The 22,167-nt window shown below is 65.9% G+C and carries 20 protein-coding genes and 1 pseudogene; 8 read left to right on the top strand and 13 right to left on the bottom strand.

Going from position 1 to position 22,167, the window contains the following annotated elements:
• Positions 1-120: 120 nt before the first annotated feature.
• Positions 121-600, bottom strand: a complete 480-nt coding sequence (locus tag QX121_RS28730) for a MarR family winged helix-turn-helix transcriptional regulator (protein ID WP_315775434.1) — start codon at positions 598-600, stop codon at positions 121-123.
• 300 nt (positions 601-900) lie between these two features.
• Here QX121_RS28730 and QX121_RS28735 point away from each other — a divergent pair, with 300 nt between their 5' ends.
• Both QX121_RS28735 and QX121_RS28740 read left to right on the top strand, forming a co-directional pair.
• Positions 901-2,757 (top strand): feruloyl-CoA synthase, encoded by a 1,857-nt coding sequence (locus QX121_RS28735; RefSeq protein ID WP_315813649.1) that lies wholly within the window; start codon positions 901-903, stop codon positions 2,755-2,757.
• 152 nt (positions 2,758-2,909) lie between these two features.
• A complete protein-coding gene (locus tag QX121_RS28740) occupies positions 2,910-3,035 on the top strand; it encodes a hypothetical protein (protein ID WP_315813650.1) in 126 nt (41 codons plus the stop codon).
• A gap of 17 nt (positions 3,036-3,052) precedes the next feature.
• On the opposite strand, the gene QX121_RS28745 is transcribed toward QX121_RS28740, so the two are convergent.
• The 7 genes and pseudogenes from QX121_RS28745 to QX121_RS28775 all read right to left on the bottom strand — a co-directional run bounded on the left by QX121_RS28745 (position 3,053) and on the right by QX121_RS28775 (position 9,735).
• Positions 3,053-4,051: a dipeptide ABC transporter ATP-binding protein gene (locus QX121_RS28745; protein ID WP_315813651.1), complete on the bottom strand. Its 999-nt coding sequence runs from the start codon at positions 4,049-4,051 to the stop codon at positions 3,053-3,055.
• Positions 4,051-5,049: an ABC transporter ATP-binding protein gene (locus tag QX121_RS28750; RefSeq protein ID WP_315813652.1), complete on the bottom strand. Its 999-nt coding sequence runs from the start codon at positions 5,047-5,049 to the stop codon at positions 4,051-4,053. Before QX121_RS28750 ends, QX121_RS28745 begins: the two co-directional genes overlap by 1 nt.
• Positions 5,049-5,990: an ABC transporter permease gene (locus QX121_RS28755; protein WP_315813653.1), complete on the bottom strand. Its 942-nt coding sequence runs from the start codon at positions 5,988-5,990 to the stop codon at positions 5,049-5,051. Before QX121_RS28755 ends, QX121_RS28750 begins: the two co-directional genes overlap by 1 nt.
• Positions 5,956-6,915: an ABC transporter permease gene (locus tag QX121_RS28760; protein ID WP_315713883.1), complete on the bottom strand. Its 960-nt coding sequence runs from the start codon at positions 6,913-6,915 to the stop codon at positions 5,956-5,958. The genes QX121_RS28755 and QX121_RS28760 overlap by 35 nt, the downstream gene beginning before the upstream one ends.
• Before the next feature lie 43 nt (positions 6,916-6,958).
• Positions 6,959-8,752 carry a peptide ABC transporter substrate-binding protein gene (locus QX121_RS28765; protein WP_315734475.1) on the bottom strand — a complete coding sequence of 598 codons (1,794 nt, stop codon included), beginning with the start codon at positions 8,750-8,752 and terminating at the stop codon, positions 6,959-6,961.
• Positions 8,753-9,021: 269 nt separating this feature from the next.
• Positions 9,022-9,423 (bottom strand): annotated as a pseudogene (locus QX121_RS28770) (peptide ABC transporter substrate-binding protein); the annotation flags it as partial.
• A 54-nt stretch (positions 9,424-9,477) separates the two neighbouring features.
• Positions 9,478-9,735, bottom strand: a complete 258-nt coding sequence (locus tag QX121_RS28775; protein ID WP_315734477.1) for a hypothetical protein — start codon at positions 9,733-9,735, stop codon at positions 9,478-9,480.
• A gap of 142 nt (positions 9,736-9,877) precedes the next feature.
• On the opposite strand from QX121_RS28775, the gene QX121_RS28780 reads away from it, so the two are divergent.
• Positions 9,878-11,386, top strand: coding sequence for a diguanylate cyclase (locus QX121_RS28780; protein WP_315753325.1), 1,509 nt, complete (start codon positions 9,878-9,880; stop codon positions 11,384-11,386).
• 46 nt (positions 11,387-11,432) lie between these two features.
• Here QX121_RS28780 and QX121_RS28785 read toward each other — a convergent pair whose 3' ends face one another.
• On the bottom strand, positions 11,433-12,314 hold the full coding sequence (locus tag QX121_RS28785) for a UTP--glucose-1-phosphate uridylyltransferase (RefSeq protein ID WP_315753327.1): 882 nt from the start codon (positions 12,312-12,314) through the stop codon (positions 11,433-11,435).
• Between the two features lie 219 nt (positions 12,315-12,533).
• Here QX121_RS28785 and QX121_RS28790 point away from each other — a divergent pair, with 219 nt between their 5' ends.
• Positions 12,534-13,928: a lytic murein transglycosylase gene (locus QX121_RS28790; RefSeq protein ID WP_315734484.1), complete on the top strand. Its 1,395-nt coding sequence runs from the start codon at positions 12,534-12,536 to the stop codon at positions 13,926-13,928.
• 139 nt (positions 13,929-14,067) lie between these two features.
• Entirely contained in the window at positions 14,068-15,807 is a 1,740-nt protein-coding gene (locus QX121_RS28795; RefSeq protein ID WP_315813654.1) for a DUF459 domain-containing protein, read from the top strand.
• A gap of 139 nt (positions 15,808-15,946) precedes the next feature.
• Here QX121_RS28795 and QX121_RS28800 read toward each other — a convergent pair whose 3' ends face one another.
• The 3 genes from QX121_RS28800 to QX121_RS28810 form a co-directional block, all read right to left on the bottom strand.
• Positions 15,947-16,318, bottom strand: a complete 372-nt coding sequence (locus QX121_RS28800; RefSeq protein WP_315734489.1) for a CsbD family protein — start codon at positions 16,316-16,318, stop codon at positions 15,947-15,949.
• A gap of 74 nt (positions 16,319-16,392) precedes the next feature.
• Positions 16,393-17,127, bottom strand: a complete 735-nt coding sequence (locus tag QX121_RS28805) for an SDR family oxidoreductase (protein WP_315734491.1) — start codon at positions 17,125-17,127, stop codon at positions 16,393-16,395.
• A 120-nt stretch (positions 17,128-17,247) separates the two neighbouring features.
• Positions 17,248-18,390 (bottom strand): PQQ-dependent sugar dehydrogenase, encoded by a 1,143-nt coding sequence (locus tag QX121_RS28810; protein ID WP_315813655.1) that lies wholly within the window; start codon positions 18,388-18,390, stop codon positions 17,248-17,250.
• 136 nt (positions 18,391-18,526) lie between these two features.
• On the opposite strand from QX121_RS28810, the gene QX121_RS28815 reads away from it, so the two are divergent.
• Together QX121_RS28815 and QX121_RS28820 are read left to right on the top strand one after the other, a co-directional pair.
• Entirely contained in the window at positions 18,527-19,306 is a 780-nt protein-coding gene (locus QX121_RS28815) for an SDR family NAD(P)-dependent oxidoreductase (RefSeq protein ID WP_315813656.1), read from the top strand.
• A gap of 136 nt (positions 19,307-19,442) precedes the next feature.
• Positions 19,443-20,330 carry a TauD/TfdA family dioxygenase gene (locus QX121_RS28820; protein ID WP_315813657.1) on the top strand — a complete coding sequence of 296 codons (888 nt, stop codon included), beginning with the start codon at positions 19,443-19,445 and terminating at the stop codon, positions 20,328-20,330.
• A 204-nt stretch (positions 20,331-20,534) separates the two neighbouring features.
• Here QX121_RS28820 and QX121_RS28825 read toward each other — a convergent pair whose 3' ends face one another.
• Positions 20,535-21,185 carry a YqgE/AlgH family protein gene (locus QX121_RS28825; protein WP_315713870.1) on the bottom strand — a complete coding sequence of 217 codons (651 nt, stop codon included), beginning with the start codon at positions 21,183-21,185 and terminating at the stop codon, positions 20,535-20,537.
• Positions 21,186-21,321: 136 nt separating this feature from the next.
• Between QX121_RS28825 and QX121_RS28830 the strand changes: the two genes are divergently transcribed.
• Positions 21,322-22,161: a protein-disulfide reductase DsbD domain-containing protein gene (locus tag QX121_RS28830; RefSeq protein WP_315813658.1), complete on the top strand. Its 840-nt coding sequence runs from the start codon at positions 21,322-21,324 to the stop codon at positions 22,159-22,161.
• Positions 22,162-22,167: the final 6 nt, after the last annotated feature.

Raw genomic sequence — 22,167 nt, forward strand, 5'->3', positions numbered from 1 at the left:
TTCATTTTGCTTCGTTTGAGGTAGAGTTACCGCGGTACCGCGTAGAGGGTGCCGTGTGAGTGATGACCAATGCGTGCTTGCGGGGCAGAAGGCTCGCGACATGGCCCGTTCGCGACGAGCCTAGTCCGTCTCGAACTGCGACAGCGCCGTGAGCGCGCGGCGATAATTGTCGCCCCCGAGCCGGCGTGCCACCCGCTTCTCGTGCGCGGCGACCAGTGCATTGGCCTTCTTGAGAATCAGGCGACCACGCGGCGTCAGGCCGAGCGCATGGGCCCTGCGGTCGTGCTCGGAGCGTTCGCGCACGATCAGCCCGGCCTGCTGCAGGTCGTCGAGCAGAGCGACCATGCGCGCGCGCTCGATGCCCAGCGCGCCCGCGATCGCGATCTGCGCGGCGCCGGGATTGGCCGCGATCGTCTCCAGGATCGAATAGAGGATGACGTCGAGGTCGACGGCCGCGAGCGCGGCGTTGACGTCGCGGAAGATCCAGTGCTGCAGGCGGCGGACGAAATAGCCGAGATGGCTCTCGAGCTCACCGAGACCGATCCCGGAAACCCGGCTGGCTGCGTCTCGCTGCGCTCCGGCGCTCGCACTCTTGGGCATGCTGGCTCGCTGACATGAAGCATCCCTGCCTAGACCGATGCCGTCGCAAGGGCAAGCCGCCGCAATTGGTCACATCCACAATAATTGCAAAATACAACCATTCTGTTAGTCTCGCGATCAACGACTACAACATGGGAGGGAGACGCATGCCGTCATTCATGGCGACGGCTGCCTGCATTGCGACCGCAATGCGGCGGCACATTGCACCCGATCGCAGCGCCTGTTGCGCAGCATTCTCCTTCCCCACTCCCTCCCGCATTGCATCGTCCGCGATCACCTCCCGCAGCGCGGAGACGCGCCATGGTTGATGCAGAACGCCGCCCATCCGGGCCTGCGATGTTCGCCGAGCCGTCGATCGAGGCCGTCAGGCGTGACGACGGCGCGATCATCCTGCGCTCGCGCATGCCGTTGCAGCCGGCCGCGCGATGCACCGGCGAATGGCTGGAGCATTGGGGCCACCATTTCCCGGATCGCACGTTCCTGGCCGAACGCCGTGGCGACAACTGGACCTGGCTGACCTACGGCGAAACATTGATGCAGGTCCGCGCCGCCGCGGCCTGGATGCTCGCGCAGGGCCTTGGTCCGGAGCGTCCGCTCGCGATCCTGTCCGACAACAGCATCGCCCATGCCGTGCTGGCGCTCGCAGCGCAGCATGTCGGCATCCCCGTCTGCGCGATCTCGCCGGCCTATTCGCTGATGTCGACGGATCACGAGAAGCTGCGCGCGATGATCCGTCTGCTCGATCCAGGCGCCATCTTCGTCGCGCAGCGCGAGCCGTTCGCGCGCGCGCTCGCGGCCGTCGACGGCCTGCATCGGGCAACGATCATTGCCGGCGACGGCGATGGAACGAGCGCGGTGCCGCTGCAGACCCTGCTCGCGACGAAGCCCGGCGCCGAGGTCGACCGCGCCTTCGCCGCGGTCACGCCGGACACGGTGGCCAAGCTGCTGTTCACCTCCGGCTCGACCGGGCAGCCGAAAGCGGTGATCAACACGCACCGGATGCTGACCATGAGCCAGCAGGCCAAGGCGCAGCTCTGGACCTTCCTGCGCGAGGTCGAGGGCGGCCCCGTCATCGTCGACTGGCTGCCATGGAGTCACACCTTCGGCGCCAACCACAATTTCAACCTGGTGCTGAGCCACGGCGGGTCGATCTACATCGACGGCGGCAAGCCGGCGCCCGGCCTGTTCGAGACCTCGCTCGCCAATTTGCGCAGCCTGGTGCCGACGATCTATTTCAACGTGCCGCGCGGCTTCGACATGCTGGTCGCGGCACTCAGGGCCGATGACGATCTGCGCCGCAGATTTTTCTCCGGCGTCAGGTGCATCCTCTATGCGGCCGCGGCCCTGCCGCAAAATCTGTGGGATGCGCTCAACGAGATGAGCCGGGCCACGATCGGCCGTCCTGCACCGCTGGTGTCGGCGTGGGGCGCCACCGAGACATCGCCGCTCGCGACCGACTGCCACTTCTTCGCCGAGCGCGCCGGCAACATCGGCGTGCCGATCCCCGGCACCGAGCTCAAGCTGGTGCCGACCGGCGAGAAGCTCGAGGTCCGCGTGCGCGGGCCGAACGTGATGCCGGGCTATTGGAAGGCGCCCGAGCTCACGGCCGCGGCTTTCGACGAGGAGGGCTTCTACAAGATCGGCGACGCCGTGAAGCTCGCAGATCCCGAGCATCCGGAGCGCGGCCTGTTCTTCGACGGCCGCATCACCGAGGATTTCAAGCTCAGCTCCGGGACATGGGTGAACGTCGGCGCGCTGCGCATTGCCGGCATCGCGGCGCTGGCGCCGTTGGCGCAGGATATCGTGATCGCAGGCCACGGCACCGACGAGGTGCACTTTCTCATCGTGCCCAACATCGCAGCGTGCCGCGGCGCCGCTGGGCTGACCGAGACGGCCGCGGCCAGCGACGTTCTGGCGCATCCATCGGTGCGCACTGCCATCGCGCGAGGATTGGCCAAGCTTCGCACTGAGGCGGTCGGCTCGTCGCGCTATGCGACCCGTGCGCTATTGATGGCCGAGCCGCCCTTGCTCGATGCCGGCGAGATCACTGACAAGGGCTATGTCAACCAACGCGCGGTGCTCACCCGCCGCGCCGATCTGGTCGCACGACTGAAGGATGAAACCGCGACCGAGCTGATCAGGCCTGACATGTCCTGACCCAGAACTACGCAACTACTCAACACTCACAAAATGGCGTCCGTACAACTACGGAAGCGCCCCCCGCGCGTGCGGCAACTAGTTTCCATCCGCACTTGACCGGGCATCAACTGCGAATCCTTAAAATGGCTCGCATCTAGATTCCTCCCGGCATGGTGTCCGATCTGCCGGGGACCGTGACCCACGTCGGCGATCGCACCGCGTTGGTCCAGTTCGCACTGAACCCGGAGCAATCGGTGCGACTGACGGCGCTGGTCTCGGACCGTCAGGCGGCGTGACGCGCCGACCTCCGCCCTCAACGGAAATGGCAGGCGACGAGATGCCCCTCGGCGCTTGCCTTCAACGGCGGCACTTCCTTGCTGCAGACGTCCTTGGCGATCGGGCAGCGGGTGTGGAAGTGGCAACCCGATGGTGGATTGATCGGGCTCGGCACCTCGCCCTTGAGCCGCACGCGCTTGCGCTTGACGCTCGCATCCGGGATCGGCACAGCCGACAGCAGCGCCTCGGTGTAGGGATGCTTCGGCGTCGAATAGAGCTGGCGTGACGGCGCGGTCTCGACGATGCGGCCAAGATACATCACCGCGACGCGGCGGCTGATGTGCTCGACGACCGAGAGGTCGTGGGCGACGAACAGATAGGCGATGCCGAACTTCTGCTGCAGATCCTCGAGCAGGTTGATGACCTGGGCCTGGATCGACACGTCGAGCGCCGATACCGGCTCGTCGCAGATGATCAGCTTGGGCTCGACCGCGATGGCACGCGCAATGCCGATGCGCTGGCGCTGGCCGCCGGAGAATTCATGCGGATAGCGGGTCATGTGGTCGGCCTGCAGGCCGACGGTCTCCAAGAGATGAACGATGCGCGCCTCATATTGCTGGCGTGAGGTCGCCAGCCCATGGATCGTCAGCGCCTCGCCGATGATGGCGCCGATGGTCATGCGCGGGTTGAGCGAAGCATAGGGATCCTGGAAGATGATCTGGATGTCGCGGCGCAACGCGCGCAGCCTGTCGCCGGACAGCGCGATGACGTCCTTGCCCTCGAAGCTCAGCTCGCCCGAGCTCGGCTCGATCAGCCTGAGCACGCAGCGCCCGGTGGTCGACTTGCCGCAGCCGGACTCGCCGACGAGGCCGAAGGTCTCGCTCGGCTCGATGTGGAAGTTGACGCCGTCGACCGCGCGCACACTGCCGATCTGGCGCTTCAATAGTCCACCGCGGATCGGAAACGCCTTGGTCAGGTTGCGCACGCTGAGCAGCGGCGCGGGTGCGGCGGGCGTGGCAATCGCAGCTTCGGTCATCACAGCAATGTCTCTTCGGCGCGGATGCACGCCACCTTGTGGCCGGGCTCGATCTCGCGCAGCTCCGGCTGCGCGAGCTTGCAATCGGGAATGGCGAAGCGGCAGCGGGAAGCGAAGCGGCAGCCCTCCGGCGGATTGACCAGCTTCGGCACGCTGCCGGGGATGCTCTCCAGCCGGCTCTTCCTGACCGCCGCGAGATCGATACGCGGGATCGAGCGGATCAGGCCCTGCGTATAGGGATGGCGCGGATTGGCAAACAACCGCTCGACCGGCGCCTCCTCCGCTACCCGGCCGGCATACATCACCACGACCCGCTGCGCGACCTCGGCCACCACGCCCATCGCGTGGGTGATCAGCATGATCGACATGCCGAGCCGCTCCTTCATATCGAGCAGCAGATCGAGGATCTGCGCCTGGATCGTGACGTCGAGCGCGGTGGTCGGCTCGTCGGCGATCAGGAGCTTGGGATTGCACGACAGCGCCATCGCGATCATCACCCGCTGGCGCATGCCGCCGGAGAAATGATGCGGATAGTCGTTCACGCGGGCTTTCGGATTGGGGATCTGCACCAGCGCCAGCATCTCGGCCGCCCGATCCATCGCCGCCTTTTTCGACAGGCCCTGATGCAGCCGGATCACCTCGGCGATCTGGTCGCCGACGGTGTAGACCGGGTTGAGCGAGGTCATCGGCTCCTGGAACACGATCGCGATCTCGCTGGCGCGGATCTTGTTCATCTCGGACGAGCCGAGCGGTACCAGGTCACGGCCCCGCCACAGGATCTGGCCGCCGGCGATGCGACCGGGCGGCATCGCGATCAGCTTCAGCACCGACATGGCCGTCACGGTCTTGCCGGAGCCGGACTCGCCGACCACGCACAGGGTCTCGCCGCTGCCGATCGAGATGTCGACGCCGTCGACGGCCTGGACCTCGCCCTCGTCGCTGTTGAAATAGGTCTTCAGCCCCTTGATTTCGAGGAGCGGAGCTACGCGGGCATCCATCACATCACCTTCCGCGGATCGAGCGCGTCACGCAGGCCATCGCCGATGAAGTTGATCGCGATCACGGTAAGGAAGATCGCGCCGCCGGCGAACAGCGCCCAATGCGGCGCGATGTCGAGATAGTCCTTGGCGTCGAACAGCAGCCGGCCCCAGGTCGGAATGTCCGGCGGGAAGCCGAGACCGAGGAACGACAGCGTCGATTCCGCGATGATCGCGGCCGCGACGTCGATGGTGCCGGCGACGATCACCGGCCCCAGCGCGTTCGGCAGGATGTGGCGGACGACGAGACGGGAGTTGGAGGCGCCGAGCGCGCGCGCGGCCTCGACGAATTCCTTCTCGCGCAGCGACAGGAACTGCGCGCGGACCAGACGCGCCACATGCATCCAGCGAAAGCCGCCGATCACGAGCACGATGAGCACGAACACGCCGCCTTCCGGGCCGAGCCAGCCCTTCAGGAAATCGCGGAACAAATAGATGATCAGGAGCAGCAGCGGCAGCTGCGGCAGCGACAGGAACAGATCGGTCAGCCACATCAGCGCGGCATCCACCGGTCCCTTGGCCGAGCCGGCGATCGCACCGACGAGAATGCCGACGAACAGCGCCACGCCCATCGCGGCAAAGCCGACCGCAAGCGAGATGCGGCCGCCATAGATCATGCGCGCCAGCAGATCCTGGCCGAGATCGTCCGTGCCGAACGGATGCTCCCAGGACGGCGGCGCGAGGCGTGCCGTGAAGTCGATCTCGTTGATCGGAATCCGCCACAGCCACGGGCCGAGCAGGATCGAGAGCGCGAGCAGCAGCAGCACGACGATGCTGGCGGCCGCGAGGCGGTGACGGAGGAAGCGGCGGAGCGCGTCGCGGCCCGGCGAGAAACGCCGTTTGGGCGATGCGGCGACCGGCGCCGTCTCAACGGAAGGAGATGCGTGGGTCAAGCCAGCCATACAGAATGTCTGCGATGAGGTTGAAGAGGACGACGAGGCAGGCGAACACGAAAGTCACCGCCATGATGACCGGCGTATCGTTGGCGAGGATCGCGCTGATCAGGAGCGAGCCGATGCCGGGAATGCGGAAGATCTGCTCGGTGACGATGGCGCCGCCGAACACGGTCGGCATCTGCAGCGCCACCAGCGTAACCACCGGGATCAGCGCGTTGCGCACGACGTGCTTGACGATCACCTTGCGCTCGTCGAGGCCCTTGGAACGCGCGGTCGTGACGTAGTCGAGCTTGATGACGTCGAGCACGGCCGAACGAACATAGCGGGTGTAGGACGCCGCCTGATAGAGGCCGAGCACCATGACCGGCATGATCGCCTGCTTGATGCTCTCCCACCACCATTGCCAGCCGGTGGCCTGCAGGTCGGCGCGATAGACGAACGGCAGCCAGCCGAGATTGACGCTGAAGATCAGGATCAGCAACAGGCCGGTGAAGAAGGTGGGCAGCGAGAAGCCGATGAAGGCGAAGGTGTTGGCGATCTGGTCGAAGATCGAATAGGGCCGCCGCGCCGCGAGCACGCCCACCGGCAGCGCCACCGCCAGCGCCAGGATCTGCGCGGTGCCGACCACGTAGAGCGTGGTCGGTATCCGCTGCAGGATCAGCGTGTCGACGTTGACGCGGCTGGCGAAGGAGAAGCCCCAGTCGCCCTGGAACATGGCGACCAGCCAGTGGACATAGCGCAACAGCACGGGATCGTTCATCCCGAACTTGATGCGCAGCGCCTCGCGCACCTCGGGCGGCACGTTCGGGTTGCTCGCGAGCTCGCCGAATGGATCGCCCGGTGCCAGCGCGAGCAGCACGAACAGAATGAGACTGATGCCGAGCAGGCTCGGCACAGCGACGATGAGGCGCCTGAGAAGATAGTTTCCCATCGCTCCACCCCTACGATGTCTGGCTGGTCATGCTGGCCGCGCGTCAGCTCGCCCGATACCAGGTGGCGATGAACGCCAGATCGTTGTCCCAGCCGCTCTTGTAAAGCACCATGCCGTTCTTCACGCCGATCGCGTTGAGCCGGTTGATCTCCGGCAGGACGTAGTTGTCGCGCACGACGAGATCGTTGAGCTTGATGAATAGCGCGGCGCGCTTGACCGGATCGAGCTCGCTCTGGGCCAGCTTGTAGGTCTCGTCATACTCCTTGTTCTGCCAGCGGCAGATGTTGCGGCCCTGCCACTTGTTCTCCTTGGTCGCGGCCTCGGTGGACACGAACTGGTTCATGAAGAACTGCGGATCCGCCTGCGGCATCGTGGTCTGATACATCTGCATGTCGCAGTAGAAATGCGAGTAGGTGTCGGGGTTCGCGACGTCCGAGGAGAAGAACACCGACGCGACCACCGACTTCAGCTCGACCTCGATGCCGGCCTTCTGGAACGCCTGCTTGATGATCGCCTGGTTCTTCTGGCGCGGGCCGTTGATCGAGGTCTGGAATACGAATTTGAGCGGCTTGCCGTCCTTCTCGCGGATGCCGGAGGCGCCCTTCTTCCAGCCGGCCGCATCGAGGATCTGGCTGGCCTTTTCGATCGAGAACTCGAAGCTGTTGTTCTTCGAACGGAAGCGTTCGGGATTGTTGAGGAAGTTCGGCGTCGCGACGCCGGCGCGTCCATAGATGAACTTCTGCACCGACGCACGGTCGATCAGCAGATTGATCGCCTTGCGCACCTCGGGATCGGAGAACAGCGGGTGCTTGGTCTTCAGGCTGGCGCGCTCGCCGTCGACCTCGACATTGGGATCGGTGACGTTGAGGCCGATATATTCGATGTGGCCGGTCAGCGTCAGCTCGGTCTTGCCCTGGCCGCCCGCCTCGAGCTTGGTCAGGATCTCGTCCTCGACCTGCAGATTGTAGGCGTAATCGTATTCACCGGTCTGCAGCACCGCGCGCGCAGCGGAGACGGCATCGCCGCCGCCCTTGATCTCGACCGTGTCGAAATAGGGCTGCGTCGGCACGTGATAGTCCGGGAAGCGCTTGCCGGCGACGGTGTCGCCCGGCTTGAAGTCCACGAACATGTAGGGACCGGTACCGACCGGCTTCAGGTTCGCCGGCGCCTCGCGCGACTTCGCGCCGATATAATCCGCAAAGTGATGCTTGGGGATGATGCAGCCGAACGAGGCGACGAAGGCATCGGCCCAGAACGGCGTCGGCTGCGGAAAGATCAGCTTCACGGTCAGATCGTCGATCTTCTCGATCGACTTGACGTTCTTGTAGCTGCCGATCGAGACCGCCGAGGTCTCGGGGTTGTTGGCGTATTCCCAATTGAAGATGACGTCGTCGGCGGTGAACGGCTTGCCGTCGTGCCATTTGACGCCCTTCTTCAGCTTCCAGGTCACCGACAAACCGTCGGCCGCAAGACCGCCATTCTCCTTGCTCGGAATCTCCGCGGCGAGAATCGGCACCAGATTGCCGCCCTTGTCCCATCCGGCCAGCGGTTCGTAGAACAGGCGGCTGGCCTCCTGGTCCTTGGTGCCGATGGCGAAATGCGGATTGAGCAGCGTCGGCGCCTGCCAGAGCAGCAGCTTGAGCGGACCGCCGCCACCGGCCTTGGTCGGCTTGTAGGCGATGGCTTGGGCGGCCACGGCGACGCCGGAATGGGCGAGCATCGCGCCGGCCATCGGCGCGGTCAGCCCCACGGCAATCATCCGCTGCACAAATTCGCGCCGTGACAGGCGTCCTGCTTTGACATCAGCGATCTGGCTACGGAGGTCACGCTCGTTCATCAATCGACTCCAAAGGTGGTGCTGAATGCCAAAAAACGCGTCCCCGTCTTGCATCGATCGGGAACTGCATAAAATTGGATCAGCCTTCGAAGCGACTGTCAAAGCAGAATCCGGGCCAATTCTGCAATAAAGAACGGATCGATTGTCGCACTTCGCAGATGCGGAAAGATTGACTGCGAGTCACATCCCGGAAAATGGAACTACGTCGCTGGCGACGGTCGCCACACACCGGAATGTTCTGCTTCGGCATGAACGCTCTCGATGTGCGCTCAGCTCTCGCGACACCAGTTCGGCAACTGCCAGAGGTCGTTGTCCCATTCCGAGGAACGGCTCTACAAACCTTTGCGGATGCCGCTGACGCGCGTACCCGGCGACGCCATCGTGATCATCAGCATCTCCATGTCGCAGTAGACGTACGTGTAGGTGTCGGAATTGGCGACGTCGCTGGAGAAGAACACCGAGCCCGTCGCCGACTTCGGCTCGAGCTCGATGCCCGCCTTCTGACGGGCCTGCCTGACGACCGCCTGGTTCTTCGGCCGCGGGACGTTGGTGGAGGTCTGGACTACGAGCTCGAGCGGCTTGCCGCCCTTCTCGCGAATGCCGCTCGCGCCCTCCTTCCAGCCGGCGTTCTCCAAAATCTCGATCGCCTCGTCGACGTTGAACTCGAAGCGCGTCACCGCCTGGAGAGCAGGATGCAGGCCAATTGCCACGGGCACGGATGCAGCTCAGCGCTCCGGCTTCAGCTTGCGGAAGCGGACACCCTTGCCATCCGGCAGTCGGGTCGCGACATAGCCTGCCGCTAGGCAGGCCTCGCGCTGCGGCATTTTCTCCTGCGGGCTCCGCAGGCTGTCCCACCACGAGGCGCGCTGCGCCGCGCGCGGCAGGCTGTCGCCGATCAACTCCTCGATCTCGTCGAGGCTGAGCACCAGCTCGGGGCGGGTCTGCCGCTTGAGATAGTCTCGAAGCGCATCATAGTCCGGCAAGTCTCGACTCCATCGTACCAGCGCGTGTGCGGCCGCCTTGACGACAGGCGCGGCGAACGCAACGACTCGTTAATCTAACATGCGTTACTTCGGCTTTATCCGTCAGTCTACGGACGGGACTCCACGGGGACGGGACGATCCGATGCGCTGGAAACGCCGAACGGGCCGGGCGACGCAGCCTTGGCGGGTCTCGGCGCGCACGCTGATCACCTGCTCCATCTCGACCATCATCGGTTTCTCCGCCATCTGCGCCAGCGTCATGATCGACCTGCGCCGGAGCGAGGAGGTCCGCGCCCGCCAGGCGCTGGAGAACATGGCCGCCAGCATCGGCGCCGACATCAGCCGCAACGTCGAGCTCTACGATCTCTCGCTGCGGGCGGTGGCCAGCAACATGTTGCTGCCCGAAATCAACGAGGTCAGCAAGCCGGTCCGCCAACTGATCCTGTTCGACCGTTCGTCCACCGCGAAGAATTTCGGCACCATCCAGGTGTTCGATGCCCGCGGACGGCTGTCGCTCGAGTCGTCGACGCTCGACCCGCTGCCGGAGGACCGCAGCGACGCCGATTTCTTCCAGGTGCATCGCGACCGGCCCGACACCGGACTCTATGTCGGGCGGCCCGCCCAGCATCATGGCCAATACTCCATCGTTCTCAGCCGCCGCATCTCGACGCCGGACGGACGCTTCGCCGGCGTCGTCGCCGGCTCGATCCGCCTCGGCTATTTCCGCGACCTGTTCGCACGGCTCACGCTCGGGTCGGGCGGCAACATCACGGTGCTCCGGCGCGACGGCACCGTCGTCGTCGGCGCGCCGTTCGATTCCGCCGCGATCGGCCGCAATCTGGCGCGGGCGCCGGCCGTGACCCGCGCGCTCACCGAGCCGTCCGGCTGGTCGAGCAGCTATGGCGCACTGGACGATCTGCCGCGGCTCCTGGTCTGGCGCAACGGCAATGAGCCGCTGGTCGTGATCGCCAGCAAGTCGTGGGACAGCGTCTACGCATACTGGCGCAATGAGGCTGCAGAGATCGGGGCGATGATGCTGGCGCTGATCGTGTTCGTCCTGGCCGCGACGCAGGTCGCCGCGCGCGAGATCCAGCTCCGGGCGAAGATCGAATCCAGGCTGGAGCAGCTCGCGACCACGGATCCGCTGACGGGCCTGAAGAATCGGCGCAAGTTCGACGAGACGATCGAGCTCGAATGGTGGCGGGCGCAGCGCACCGGCGCGCCGCTGGGGCTGCTGATGATCGATGCCGATCACTTCAAGAGCTACAACGACACCCATGGGCACCAAGCCGGCGATCAGGTGCTGGTCGGCATTGCCGTGTGCATCTCCGATTCGGTGCGGCGCGCCGGCGACTGCGCCGCGCGCTATGGCGGCGAGGAGTTCGCGGTGCTGCTGCCGGGGACCTCGGAAGCGGATGCGCTGCGCGTCGCGGAGACGATCCGCAGCAAGGTCAAGCTGTGGGCGGGAGAAGCGTGCACCACCTCGATCAGCATCGGCGCCGCCAGCGTCACGCCGTCGCGCGACACCGATTGGACCGGCCTGCTGAACGCCGCCGACCGCGCCCTCTACATGGCCAAGGCCGCGGGCCGTAACCGCTGCGCCAGCGCGGTGGTGCGTCACCCGTCACCCGCGGCCTCGCTGGCGGCGTGATGCCGCCAACCGCCTCGAAGGCGCGGCATTTCTCGCCGGCTTGGCCTCAGCCCTTGCCTTCGAGATAGCGCTTCATGTCCTCGCGCAGGCCATCGCGCAGGTCGGCCCGCGCCATGCCGAAGGCGATGTTGGCGCGCAGGAAGCCGGACTTCGAGCCGCAATCATGCCGCTCGCCGTCGAAATCCACGCCATAGAATTTCTGTGTCTTCGACAGTCCGATCATCGCGTCGGTGAGCTGGATCTCGCCGCCGGCGCCGCGCTCCTGCGTCGCCAGGATCTGGAAGATCTCAGGCTGCAGGATGTAGCGCCCGGTGATCGAGAAGTTCGACGGCGCGGTGCCCTTGGCCGGCTTCTCGACCATGCCGTCGACCTCGAAGATCTTGCCGTCGCGCTTGCCGACGCCGCAGATGCCGTATTGATGGGTCTGGTCGGCGGGCACTTCCTGCACCGCCAGCACGTTGCTCTTCTCCGGAAGCTTCCTCGCCGCCGCGATCATCTGCGCCAGGCACCCCGGCGAGTTCAGCACCAGTTCGTCCGGCAGCACCACCGCGAACGGCTCGTCACCGACGATGTCGCGCGCGCACCACACGGCATGGCCGAGGCCGAGCGGCGCCTGCTGACGGGTGAAGCTGACAGCGCCGGCCTCCGGCTGGTCGCGCGCCAGGATCTCGATCTCGGTCTTCTTGCCGCGCGCCGCGAGCGTCGCGTCGAGCTCGTACATGCGGTCGAAATGATCCTCGATCGCGGTCTTGTTGCGCCCGGTCACGAATACGAAATGCTCGATGCCCGCCTCCTTGGCTTCGTCGAAGACGTATTGAATGAGCGGCCTGTCGACGATCGTCAGCATTTCCTTCGGCATCGCCTTGGTGGCGGGAAGGACGCGGGTGCCGAGACCGGCGACCGGAAAAACGGCTTTGCGGATCTTCATGGGGATGACTAGACCTTGTGGCGATATGAATGCGAAATCGATCGCATTTTAGGTAGCTCGTTTGCAGCCGAGAACAAAGGCGGATGTTGGGTCCAGTGTTCCGCTCGACACGGACCGAACGGCTAAATTTCGCTGCGGAAATCGTTAACCTTGTTAATCTCCCGTTAAGCAGGACCGGGCCTCGTGGAGCCCGATCTTCCATGCGATCTGGATCGAGACATGATGCGACGGAACGTGATGCTGACAGCTCTGAAGGCCGGTGCTGGCGCGGCGGTTCTGGTCACGGCGTTGACGGTGGTGTCTGGTTCCGCTGTCGCGCAATCCGGCGGCGGGCCGCTGAACTTTCTCGACGGCCTGTTCACGGGCACCCCGACCAAGGGCAACCCCGCCCCCAACCAGCCCCCCGCCGCCGGCGGGCCGCAGCCGTGGAGCGGCGAGGACGGCGCCTCCGGCCATCCGCTGATGACGGCGGCCGCAATCCGCGAAGCCGCCGGCAATTTCGACAATTGCGTCGCCGGCATGTGGCCAGATGCCGCACGGCGCAACATCACGCAGGACAATTTCCAGCGCTTCACCGCCGGCCTGTCGCCGGACCTGCGCATCATGGACCTGCTCGACGCGCAGCCCGAATTCACCAAGTCGATCTGGGACTATCTCGACATCCTGGTGAACGACAACCGGCTGGCGAAGGGCCGCGAGGTGCTGGCGACGTACAAGCCGCAGTTCGATGCGGCCGAGCGCGCCTATGGCGTCGACCGTTACATTATCGCTTCGATCTGGGGCATCGAGTCCAACTACTCGACCCAGATCGGCGACCGCAGCGTGCTTCAGTCGACCGCGACGCTCGCCTGCATCGGCCGCCGCCAGGCCTATTTCAAGGACGAGTTCCTCTCCGCCCTGGAGATCCTCAATCGCGGCGATTTGCGCCCCGAGCAGATGCGCGGCTCGTGGGCAGGCGCCTTCGGCCCGACCCAGTTCATGCCGACCGCGTTCAAGCGCTTCGCCGTCGATGCCGACGGCGATGGCCGCCGCGACGTCGTCGACAATCCGGCCGACCTGATCGCCTCGACCGCCAACAATCTGAAGAAGGACGGCTGGCAGAGCGGCCAGAGCTGGGGCTACGAGGTCGTGGTGCCCCAGGGCTTCAACTACATGCTCGCTGACCGCGCCAAGAGCATGAGCTTCGGCCAGTGGGAACAGCTCGGCCTGCGGCGAGCCAACGGTCAGCCGTTCCCGGCCAGCGCCGAAAAGGCCTATCTGCTGGCACCGGCCGGCGCCCAGGGCCCCGGCTTCCTGATGCTGCAGAACTTCCGCGTCATCATGAAATACAACCCGGCGGAAGCCTATGCGCTGGCGATTGGCCACTTCGCCGACCGTCTGCGGGGCGGACCGCCGTTCGTTCAGTCCTGGCCGCGCGAGGAACGAACGCTGTCGCGCGGCGAGCGGCTGGAGCTGCAGCAATTGCTCGCCGAGCGCGGATTTTACCGCGGAACGCCGGACGGCCAGTTCGGTGGCCAGACGCGCGAGGCGCTGCGGAACTTCCAGGCCTCGATCGGGGCGCCGGCGGACGGATTTGCCACCTCGGATGTGCTCGAACGGCTGCGGGCGCGCTGATCACAGCCCAATCTGCCCTGCCGGTAACCGTGTGGGGCGATTACCGATGCCATCAACACCATCCGGTGAATGCCCGTTTGCGGCCTGATTCGCGTCCTATTATATGGATCGTCACGATCTCGCCGCGCGACGGGTGCGCATGTCAAAGCTGAAGTCCATCCTCAAGCTGTTGAACGAGCCCGGCCCGCTGGTCGTGCTGGCGGTCGTCATCGCCATGCTCGTCGGCATCGCCGGCCCCGCCTCGGCCCAGTTCTTCAACTTCAACCCGTTCGCCTCGCCCCGCCCGGCGCCGCGCGGCGGTGGAGGTGGCGGAGGTTGGTTCGGCGGCGACTTCTTTACTCCGTTCCCGCAGCAACAGCCGAAGAGGGTGATCCAGGACTATTCCAAGGCGCCGCCGCCGGAGAAGCGTGATGGTACGCCGGACCGCTATGTGCTGGTGCTCGGCGACGCCATGGCCGACTGGCTCGCCTATGGCCTGGAAGAGGCCTATTCCGAGCAGCCCGACATGGGCGTGACCCGCAAGATCAGGACCACTTCGGGCCTCATCAAGTACCAGCCCAAGGGCGAGCCGGCCGACTGGGCCGCCGCCGCCAAGGGCATCCTGGCGACCGAGCGCGCCGACGCCATCGTCATCATGCTCGGCCTCAACGACCGCATCTCGCTGCGCGAGCCCGCGATGGAGAAGACCGAGAAGCCCGACGACAAGAAGGGCGACAAGGCCAAGAAGGATGCCAAGGCCAAGCCTGGTGAGACAAAGCCCGGTGAGGCCAAGCCGGGCGAAGCCAAGCCGGATGGCAAGGCCGACACGGCGGCCAAGCCCGACGACAAGGCTGCCGATACCGATCTGCCGCAGGACGAGGCCGACAACGACACGCCCGCGGTTGCGGCACCGGAGAAGGCCGCCCGCTCGCCGGGCGGCCTCTACGAGTTCCGGGACGAGCGCTGGGTCGAGCTGTATACGAAGAAGATCGAGGAGATGATCGCGATCGCCAAGAGCAAGGGCGTGCCCGTGCTCTGGGTCGGCCTGCCCGCGGTTCGCGGTCCCAAGGGCACGGCGGACACGCTGTTCCTCGACTCGCTGTATCGCGATGCGGCCGGCAAGGCCGGCATCACCTATGTCGACGTCTGGGATGGCTTTGTCGACGAGTCCGGCCGCTTCCTGCAGAAGGGGCCGGACTTCGAAGGCCAGATCCGGCAGCTGCGCTCCTATGACGGCGTGTATTTCACCAAGCCGGGCGCACGCAAGCTCGCCCACTATGCCGAGCGTGAGATCAACCGGCTGCTCGCGGCCCGTTCAGCGCCGCTCGAATTGCCGAACGAGCCGGCGACGCCGGACGCCAATGCCGTGCCCGGCCAGCCGGCGCCGCGGCCGGTCGCCGGCCCGATCCTGCCGCTGGTGGCGTCATCCGTCGGCACCGACCAGCTGCTGGGCGGCCCCGGCTCCCGACCTGCGGCGGTCGATGCGCTGGCGGCCCGGACCCTGGTCAAGGGCGAGGCGTTGAGCCCGCCCGCCGGCCGCGCCGACGATTTCGCCTGGCCCCGCCGCGAGGTTGGGCGCGAGCAGGCCAAGGAGCCGCCGAAGGAGTTCACCCGGCCCGAGGCGCCGATGGCCGCGACCTCGCCGGCGGAAGCAACTCCGGCCGCGCAGGGACCGGTGCCGCCGCAGCCGAGGCAGAAGCGGCTGACGACGCCGGCGGCGCCCGCCCAGCAGCCGCCAGCCCAAACGCAGCAGCCGAATCAGGGCGTCCGCGACTTCTTTGGCTTCGGCGCGCCTCAGCAGCCGGCGCGGCCGCCCGCCGCGCGCAATCCGAACGCGCCGCCGCGGCCGCCAGGATTGGTCGGCCGCTCGGCAGCAGCGCTGGAGACCCAGGGCCGCTGATCGTGACCGCATTTCGGCGCTGAGGGCGGTCGACGCGGATCATTCAGGAACAAGATGCCCCATGACAAATCGGCCCGCATTCGAGAACGAATGCGGGCCGATTTTCATCTGATCGTCCGTTAGCGGGGCTGTTGCAGCCTCAGTAGCGCCAGCGCTGCGGCGGCTGCGGCCGGCTCGGCGAGCGCATCAGCATCGCCAGCAGGAAGCCGATGCCGCCGGCGACCAGGAGTGCACCTATCGGATTGTTCTGAACCCGCTTGGTCAGGGCCTGCGTGCCGTCACGGAGCGTTTCGGAGCCGTTGCCGAACGTATCCTTGGCGAAATCCATCGCCGCATCGCCGGCCTCGCGCGCCGCGTCCTTGGCCTGGCCATACATGTTCTGCACGACGCCCGAAGCCTCGCGTGCACGGCCCGACGCCTGCGTGCTCTTGTCGCCCAACATCTCGCCGACGCCGCCTTCGATCTTGCCTGCGACATCCTTGGCCGTACCGGTCAGCCGATCCTGATCCATTGCCGCTCTCCTTCTCTGCATTGCGCGGGATTGCTGGCCTGCTAACCGGCCAGCACGGCGCAGGTTCCGGACCACTACAAAATCAGGCCGCCGTCGACGACGAGGGTCTGGCCGATGATGTAGGACGACAGCGGCGAGGCCAGGAACAGCGCCGCACCGGCCATGTCCTGCGGCGTGCCCAACCGCCGCAGCGGGATGCGCTGCAGCGCGCTCTCGAGACGCTTCGGATTGGCGGTCGTCACCTTGGTCATCTTGGTGTCGACGAGACCGGGCGCGATCCCGTTGACGCGGATGCCGTCCTCCGCCCACGCCTCCGCCAGGGTTCGCGTCAATCCCATCGCACCGGTCTTCGAGGCGTTGTAGGCCGGGTTGCCCATGGTGGAATGATAGGCCGCGGTCGACGAGACGATGATGAGCGCGCCCTTGGCATCGCGCAGCCGGCCGTGAAATTTCGTCGCACAGGCCATCAGGCTGATGAGGTTGACCTCGACCACCTTGCGGAAGCCGTCCATGGCGAACTCGCCGCGCCGGTAGAGCACCGCGCCTTGCGCCAGCACGAGCACGTCGAGACGATCGAGTTGCGGTGCGAAGCTCTCGATCGCGCCGGGATCGCTCACATCGAGCTGATGGTAGTTCAACCCCACGAGATCGGAGCCCTCGTCTGCGGCATAATCGGCAGCACTCGGCCGCGTGCCGCTGATATCGACGCGCGCGCCCTGCGCGCGAAACGCCTGCGCAATGCCGTTGCCGATGCCGCTCGAGCCGCCGATCACCAGCACCGAGCGTCCCGTGAAATCGAGCGCATTCATCTCCCCACTCCTTCTATTGTTATTTGTCGGATGGTGTGGGGATCGGCGCAGGCCCTGTCAACGGCATCGCGGCTGTGGCGACACCGGCATCGGCGCCTTCGCATCAATGCTGCTGCGCAGCTACTTCATCGGTGTCAGCCGCAGCAGGCGGCCGGGCGAGTCGTCCTCGATCACCCAGACGGCGCCGTCCGGCGCCACGGCGACATCGCGGATGCGCTCGCCCATGTCCCAGCGCTCGGCCTCGTCCGGTTGACCATCGGGCCGGAAGGCGACGCGGACCAGCGAGTGAACCCGCAAGCCCCCGATCAGCGCCGATCCCCTCCATTGCGGAAACAACGGACCGTCATAGAAGACCAGGCCGGCCGGCGCGATCACGGGATCCCAATAGAGCGGCGGCGACGTGAGGTCCGGCCGCGTCGCATGACGCGGGATCGGCGTGCCGTCGTAATTGTCGCCGTTCGACACCAGCGGCCAGCCGTAGTTCTTGCCGGGCTCGATCAGGTTCAGCTCGTCGCCGCCGCGCGGTCCCATCTCGTGCAGCCAGAGCCTGCCATCGGGCGCGAAGGCGAGCCCGTAGGGATTGCGGTGGCCGGTGGTCCATGTCTGCGCCGGCACGCCCTTGTCCTCGGCCATGGGATTGTCCGACGGCGTCGCGCCGTCGAGATTGAGCCTGAGCACCTTGCCGCGCGCCTGCCGCGGATCCTGGGCGCTGTTCGGCTGCATGCGGTCGCCGACGGTCAGGAACAGATGCGCTCCCGAGGGATCGAACGCGACGATGCCGCCGGGCTGCCCACCGCCGCCGGCCGGCGTCTGGCGCCAGATCACAGTGGGGTCGGTCAGCGTGGCGTTGTCATTCGAAACCGACAACACGGCACGGGTCAGTACGAGCCGGCTGCCCTCGCCGCTCGGCTCGGTGTAGGTGAGATAGATCTGCGCCGTCGTCGCGAAGCTCGGCGACACCGCGATGTCCAGGAGACCGTTCTGTCCGCGCGCAGCGACCGCGGGCACGTTGCCGATCTGGATCTTCTTCCCACCTTGCGTGACCAGAAAGATCCGGCCCGGCTTCTCCGTGACCAGCATCCGCCCATCGGGCAGGAAGGCGATGGCCCAGGGCGTATCGAACTCGGCAACGCTCCGCGCGTCGAACGGCCGCAACGCGCTGGCCTTGCGGCCGCCGGCATTGATGCCGTCGGCATGCGCTGCCGTGGTTGCGATCAGTCCCACCACCAACGCCAAGCGCATGAAGATCTTGGAGAGCGCCATGATCACTCCGGTTTGTTGATCCCTGTCGTAGGCAACGCAAATTCGGCCACGCCGGATGAGTGCCTACCGAATGCGTCCGATCAGTGTTAATCCCGACGGCGCGCATGCGATGCGCATTTTTCCGTGAGCCGCAAATATGCACCAGCACAGGCAACTCAGCCGCTCGGTCAAGGGATTGACCGTCCTGATCACCGGCGCGGCGTCGGGGATGGGGCGCGCGGCCGCGCGCGTGTTCGCCGATGAAGGCGCCAGCGTCGCAGTCACCGATATCGATGAGGACGGGGCCGGCGCCGTGGCGGCGGATATCCTGGTCTGCGGCGGAACAGCGCGCGCGTGGCGGCTCGACCTCGCCGACCGCGACGCCATCAGCGCCGTCGTCGGCGAGGCCGCGGCGCATTTCGGCGGGCTCGACATCCTCGTCAACAATGCCGGCATCTCGGTCCGTGTCGCGATCGACGACGAGGCTTACGACGAGGCCTGGGCGAGAGGGCTTGCGATCATGCTGACGGCGCAGCAGCGCGTCATCCGCGCCGCGCTTCCGCATCTGCGCCGCTCATCCAGCCCGCGCATCGTCAACATCGCCTCGACCGAGGCGCTCGGCGCAACGGCGCTGCACAGCGCCTATTCCGCGGCGAAAGCAGGCGTGACTGGATTGACGCGCTCGCTCGCCGTCGAGCTCGGCCGCGACGGCATCACCGTCAACTGCATCTGCCCGGGCCCGATCACGACCGCGATGACCGCGCGCATTCCTGACGAGCAGAAGGCGGTCTACGCGCGGCGCCGCACCGCGCTTGGCCGCTATGGCGATCCCGAAGAAGTCGCGCACATGACCTTGAGCCTGTGCCTGCCGGCCGCCTCGTTCGTCACCGGAGCGGTGATCCCGGTGGACGGCGGGCTGATGGCCCGCAACGCATGACGTCTGACGCGCCGGCATGACAGCCGTGCGCGCGGCGCTCCGCGCCTTGCGTTGACTTCGCACATCGCCGGCGTAGCCTCTTGCTTCAGAAGAAGCGGACAGGAGTCCGCCGTCATGAGGACGTGAGGAGGACACCATGGCGATCGCCATCCGGCAGTTGCATCCGCATTTCGTCGGCGAAGTGTCCGGTGTCGATCTGCGCAAGAGTCTCGCTCGGGACGAGGTCGCGCAGTTGCAGGCCGCGATCGATCACTACGCCGTTCTCGTATTTCACGATCAGGACGTCACCGACGAGCAGCAGCTCGCCCTCGCGCTCAGCTTCGGCGACCGCGAGCAGGCGCGCGGCGGCACGGTCACCAAGAAGGAGGATTACCGCCTCACCACCGGCCTCAACGACGTCTCCAATCTCGGCAAGGATGGCAAGCCGCTGCCATCAGACCATCGCACGCATCTGTTCAATCTCGGCAACTGCCTGTGGCACTCCGACAGCTCGTTCCGGCCGATCCCGGCGAAGTACTCGATCCTGTCGGCGCGAATCGTGAACCCGAAGGGCGGCAACACCGAATTCGCCGACATGCGCGCCGCCTATGACGCGCTCGACCAGGACACCAAGGACGAGATCGAGGATCTCGTCTGCGAACATTCGCTGATGTATTCGCGCGGCTCGCTCGGCTTCCTCGACTACACCGATGAGGAGAAGGAGATGTTCAAGCCGGTCAGGCAGCGGCTGGTCCGCACCCATCCGGCGCATGGCCGCAAGTCGCTGTATCTGTCGTCGCATGCCGGCGCCGTGCTCGGCATGAGCATGCCGGAAGGGCGGCTGCTGTTGCGCGACCTCACAGAGCATGCGACGCAGCCCGAGTTCGTCTACGTCCACAAATGGACGCTGCACGATCTGATCATGTGGGACAACAGGCAGACCATGCACCGCGTGCGCCGCTACGATCAGTCGCAACCGCGCGACATGCGCCGCGCCACCGTGGCCGGCACCGAGCCGACGGTGGCGCAGCAGGCGGCGGAGTAGTTCTGCCTTCAGCAGAGATGCGCGGCTTCTTCCCTCTCCATGTCGTCATTGCGAGGAGCGAAGCGCAGAGGCAATCCAGACTGCATCCGCGGTGGACATTCTGGATTGCTTCGCTGCGCTCGCAATGACGACGGAGAGGCAGAGCGCCCCATTAAGCCTTCTCTGATCCCAGCGAGCGCGGGGGCTCCAACCGGACGATAAGGCCTATGCGTGCCCGGCGGCGTTGGACAGCATGCCCGGATCGATGCCGATCTTGCGCAGCGCGAGATCGTATTTGGCGTCGACATTGTCGCCGAAGATCAGCTCCGGATCGGCGTCGCAATGCAGCCAGCCATTGTCCTGGATCTCTTCCTCCAGCTGGCCCGCGCGCCAGCCGGCATAGCCGAGGGCGAGGATGGCGTGCTTCGGACCGTCGCCCTTGGCGATCGCCTTGAGAATGTCGATCGTCGTCGTCAGGCAGACGCCGTCGTTGATCTTCAAGGTCGCGTTGGCGATGAAGTAGTCGCTCGAATGCAGCACGAAGCCGCGTCCGGTATCGACCGGGCCGCCGCTCAGCACCTTCATGGTCTCGGCGCTGTCGGGCAGGCTGATCTGATCGCTCTTCTCGATGATATTCAGTTGCATCAACAGCTGAGGGAAGTCGATGCTGCCCGCCGGCCGGTTCACCATGATACCCATGGCGCCCTCGGCCGAGTGCGCGCAGAGATAGATCACCGAGCGCTCGAAACGGGAATCGCCCATCACGGGCATGGCAACCAGCAGCTGGCCGTCGAGGTAACCACCGTGAGAGGTGTGATCCCCGATCCCTGTCACTTTGCGGCGAATGTCGCCCAGCCTTTTTGCCTCAGGATTCATCCGCAAGGACTCTCATGATCATTGATATCCTGATATTGGGATGCGCATCTGTCAATCAAGGTTCAGGTCCTCGCGAGGAAATCTGCTCACAAGCATTTCAATGGTTTGCGCCCGAACCGCACTCTAAAGACGTCTCATGTCCGCCTTGGTTCCTCACCACTCTGCCACACTGCTCGTCGCGACCGTCGTATCATCCTGCCTTGCGTTCGGTGCGCAGGCGCAGGATTCCTCGCCCTGGCAGCGCGACAGCCACTCCGCAGTGCGCCTGCTCGCGGGCTCGCGCAGCGGTCCGGTCATGCTGGGCGGCATCGCCCTTGCGCTGCAGCCGGGATGGAAGACCTATTGGCGAACGCCCGGCGATTCAGGCGTGCCGCCGCGGTTCGACTTTTCCAAGTCGGAGAACGTCGAAGCGGTGACGGTTCTGTGGCCCGCGCCAACAAAGTTCGACGACGGCGCCGGCGGACACTCGCTCGGCTATCATGACCAGGTCGTGCTGCCGCTGCGCATCGTCGCCAGGAACGCCGACAAGCCGATGACCCTGCGCGCCGACATCAGCTACGCGGTCTGCGAGAAGATCTGCATTCCCGTCGAAGCGAAGGCCGAGCTCGCCTTCACCAGCGTCGCCAGCACCGAGGATACGGCGCTCTCGGCGGCCCTCGACACGGTGCCGAAGCCGGCCACCGTCGGCGATGCCAATCCCTTGACGATCCGCGACGTCAAGCGCGACGGCCAGAAGGACGTCATCGTCGACGTGGCCGTCGCCGATCCGCGCAGTGTCCAGCTCTATGTCGAGGGGCCGACGCCGGACTGGGCGCTGCCGATCCCGACCGTGCGCGACAGCGGCATACCGGGCATCAAGCGCTTCGCCTTCGAGCTCGACGGCGTTCCGCCCGGCGTGAAGCCGGACGGCGCGGCCCTGAAATTCACGCTGGTCGGCCCCGACAGGGCCTACGAGTTCAACTTCAATCTGCCCTGACGGCGG

This window comes from Bradyrhizobium sp. SZCCHNR2028 (assembly GCF_032380995.1).
Taxonomy (GTDB): domain Bacteria; phylum Pseudomonadota; class Alphaproteobacteria; order Rhizobiales; family Xanthobacteraceae; genus Bradyrhizobium.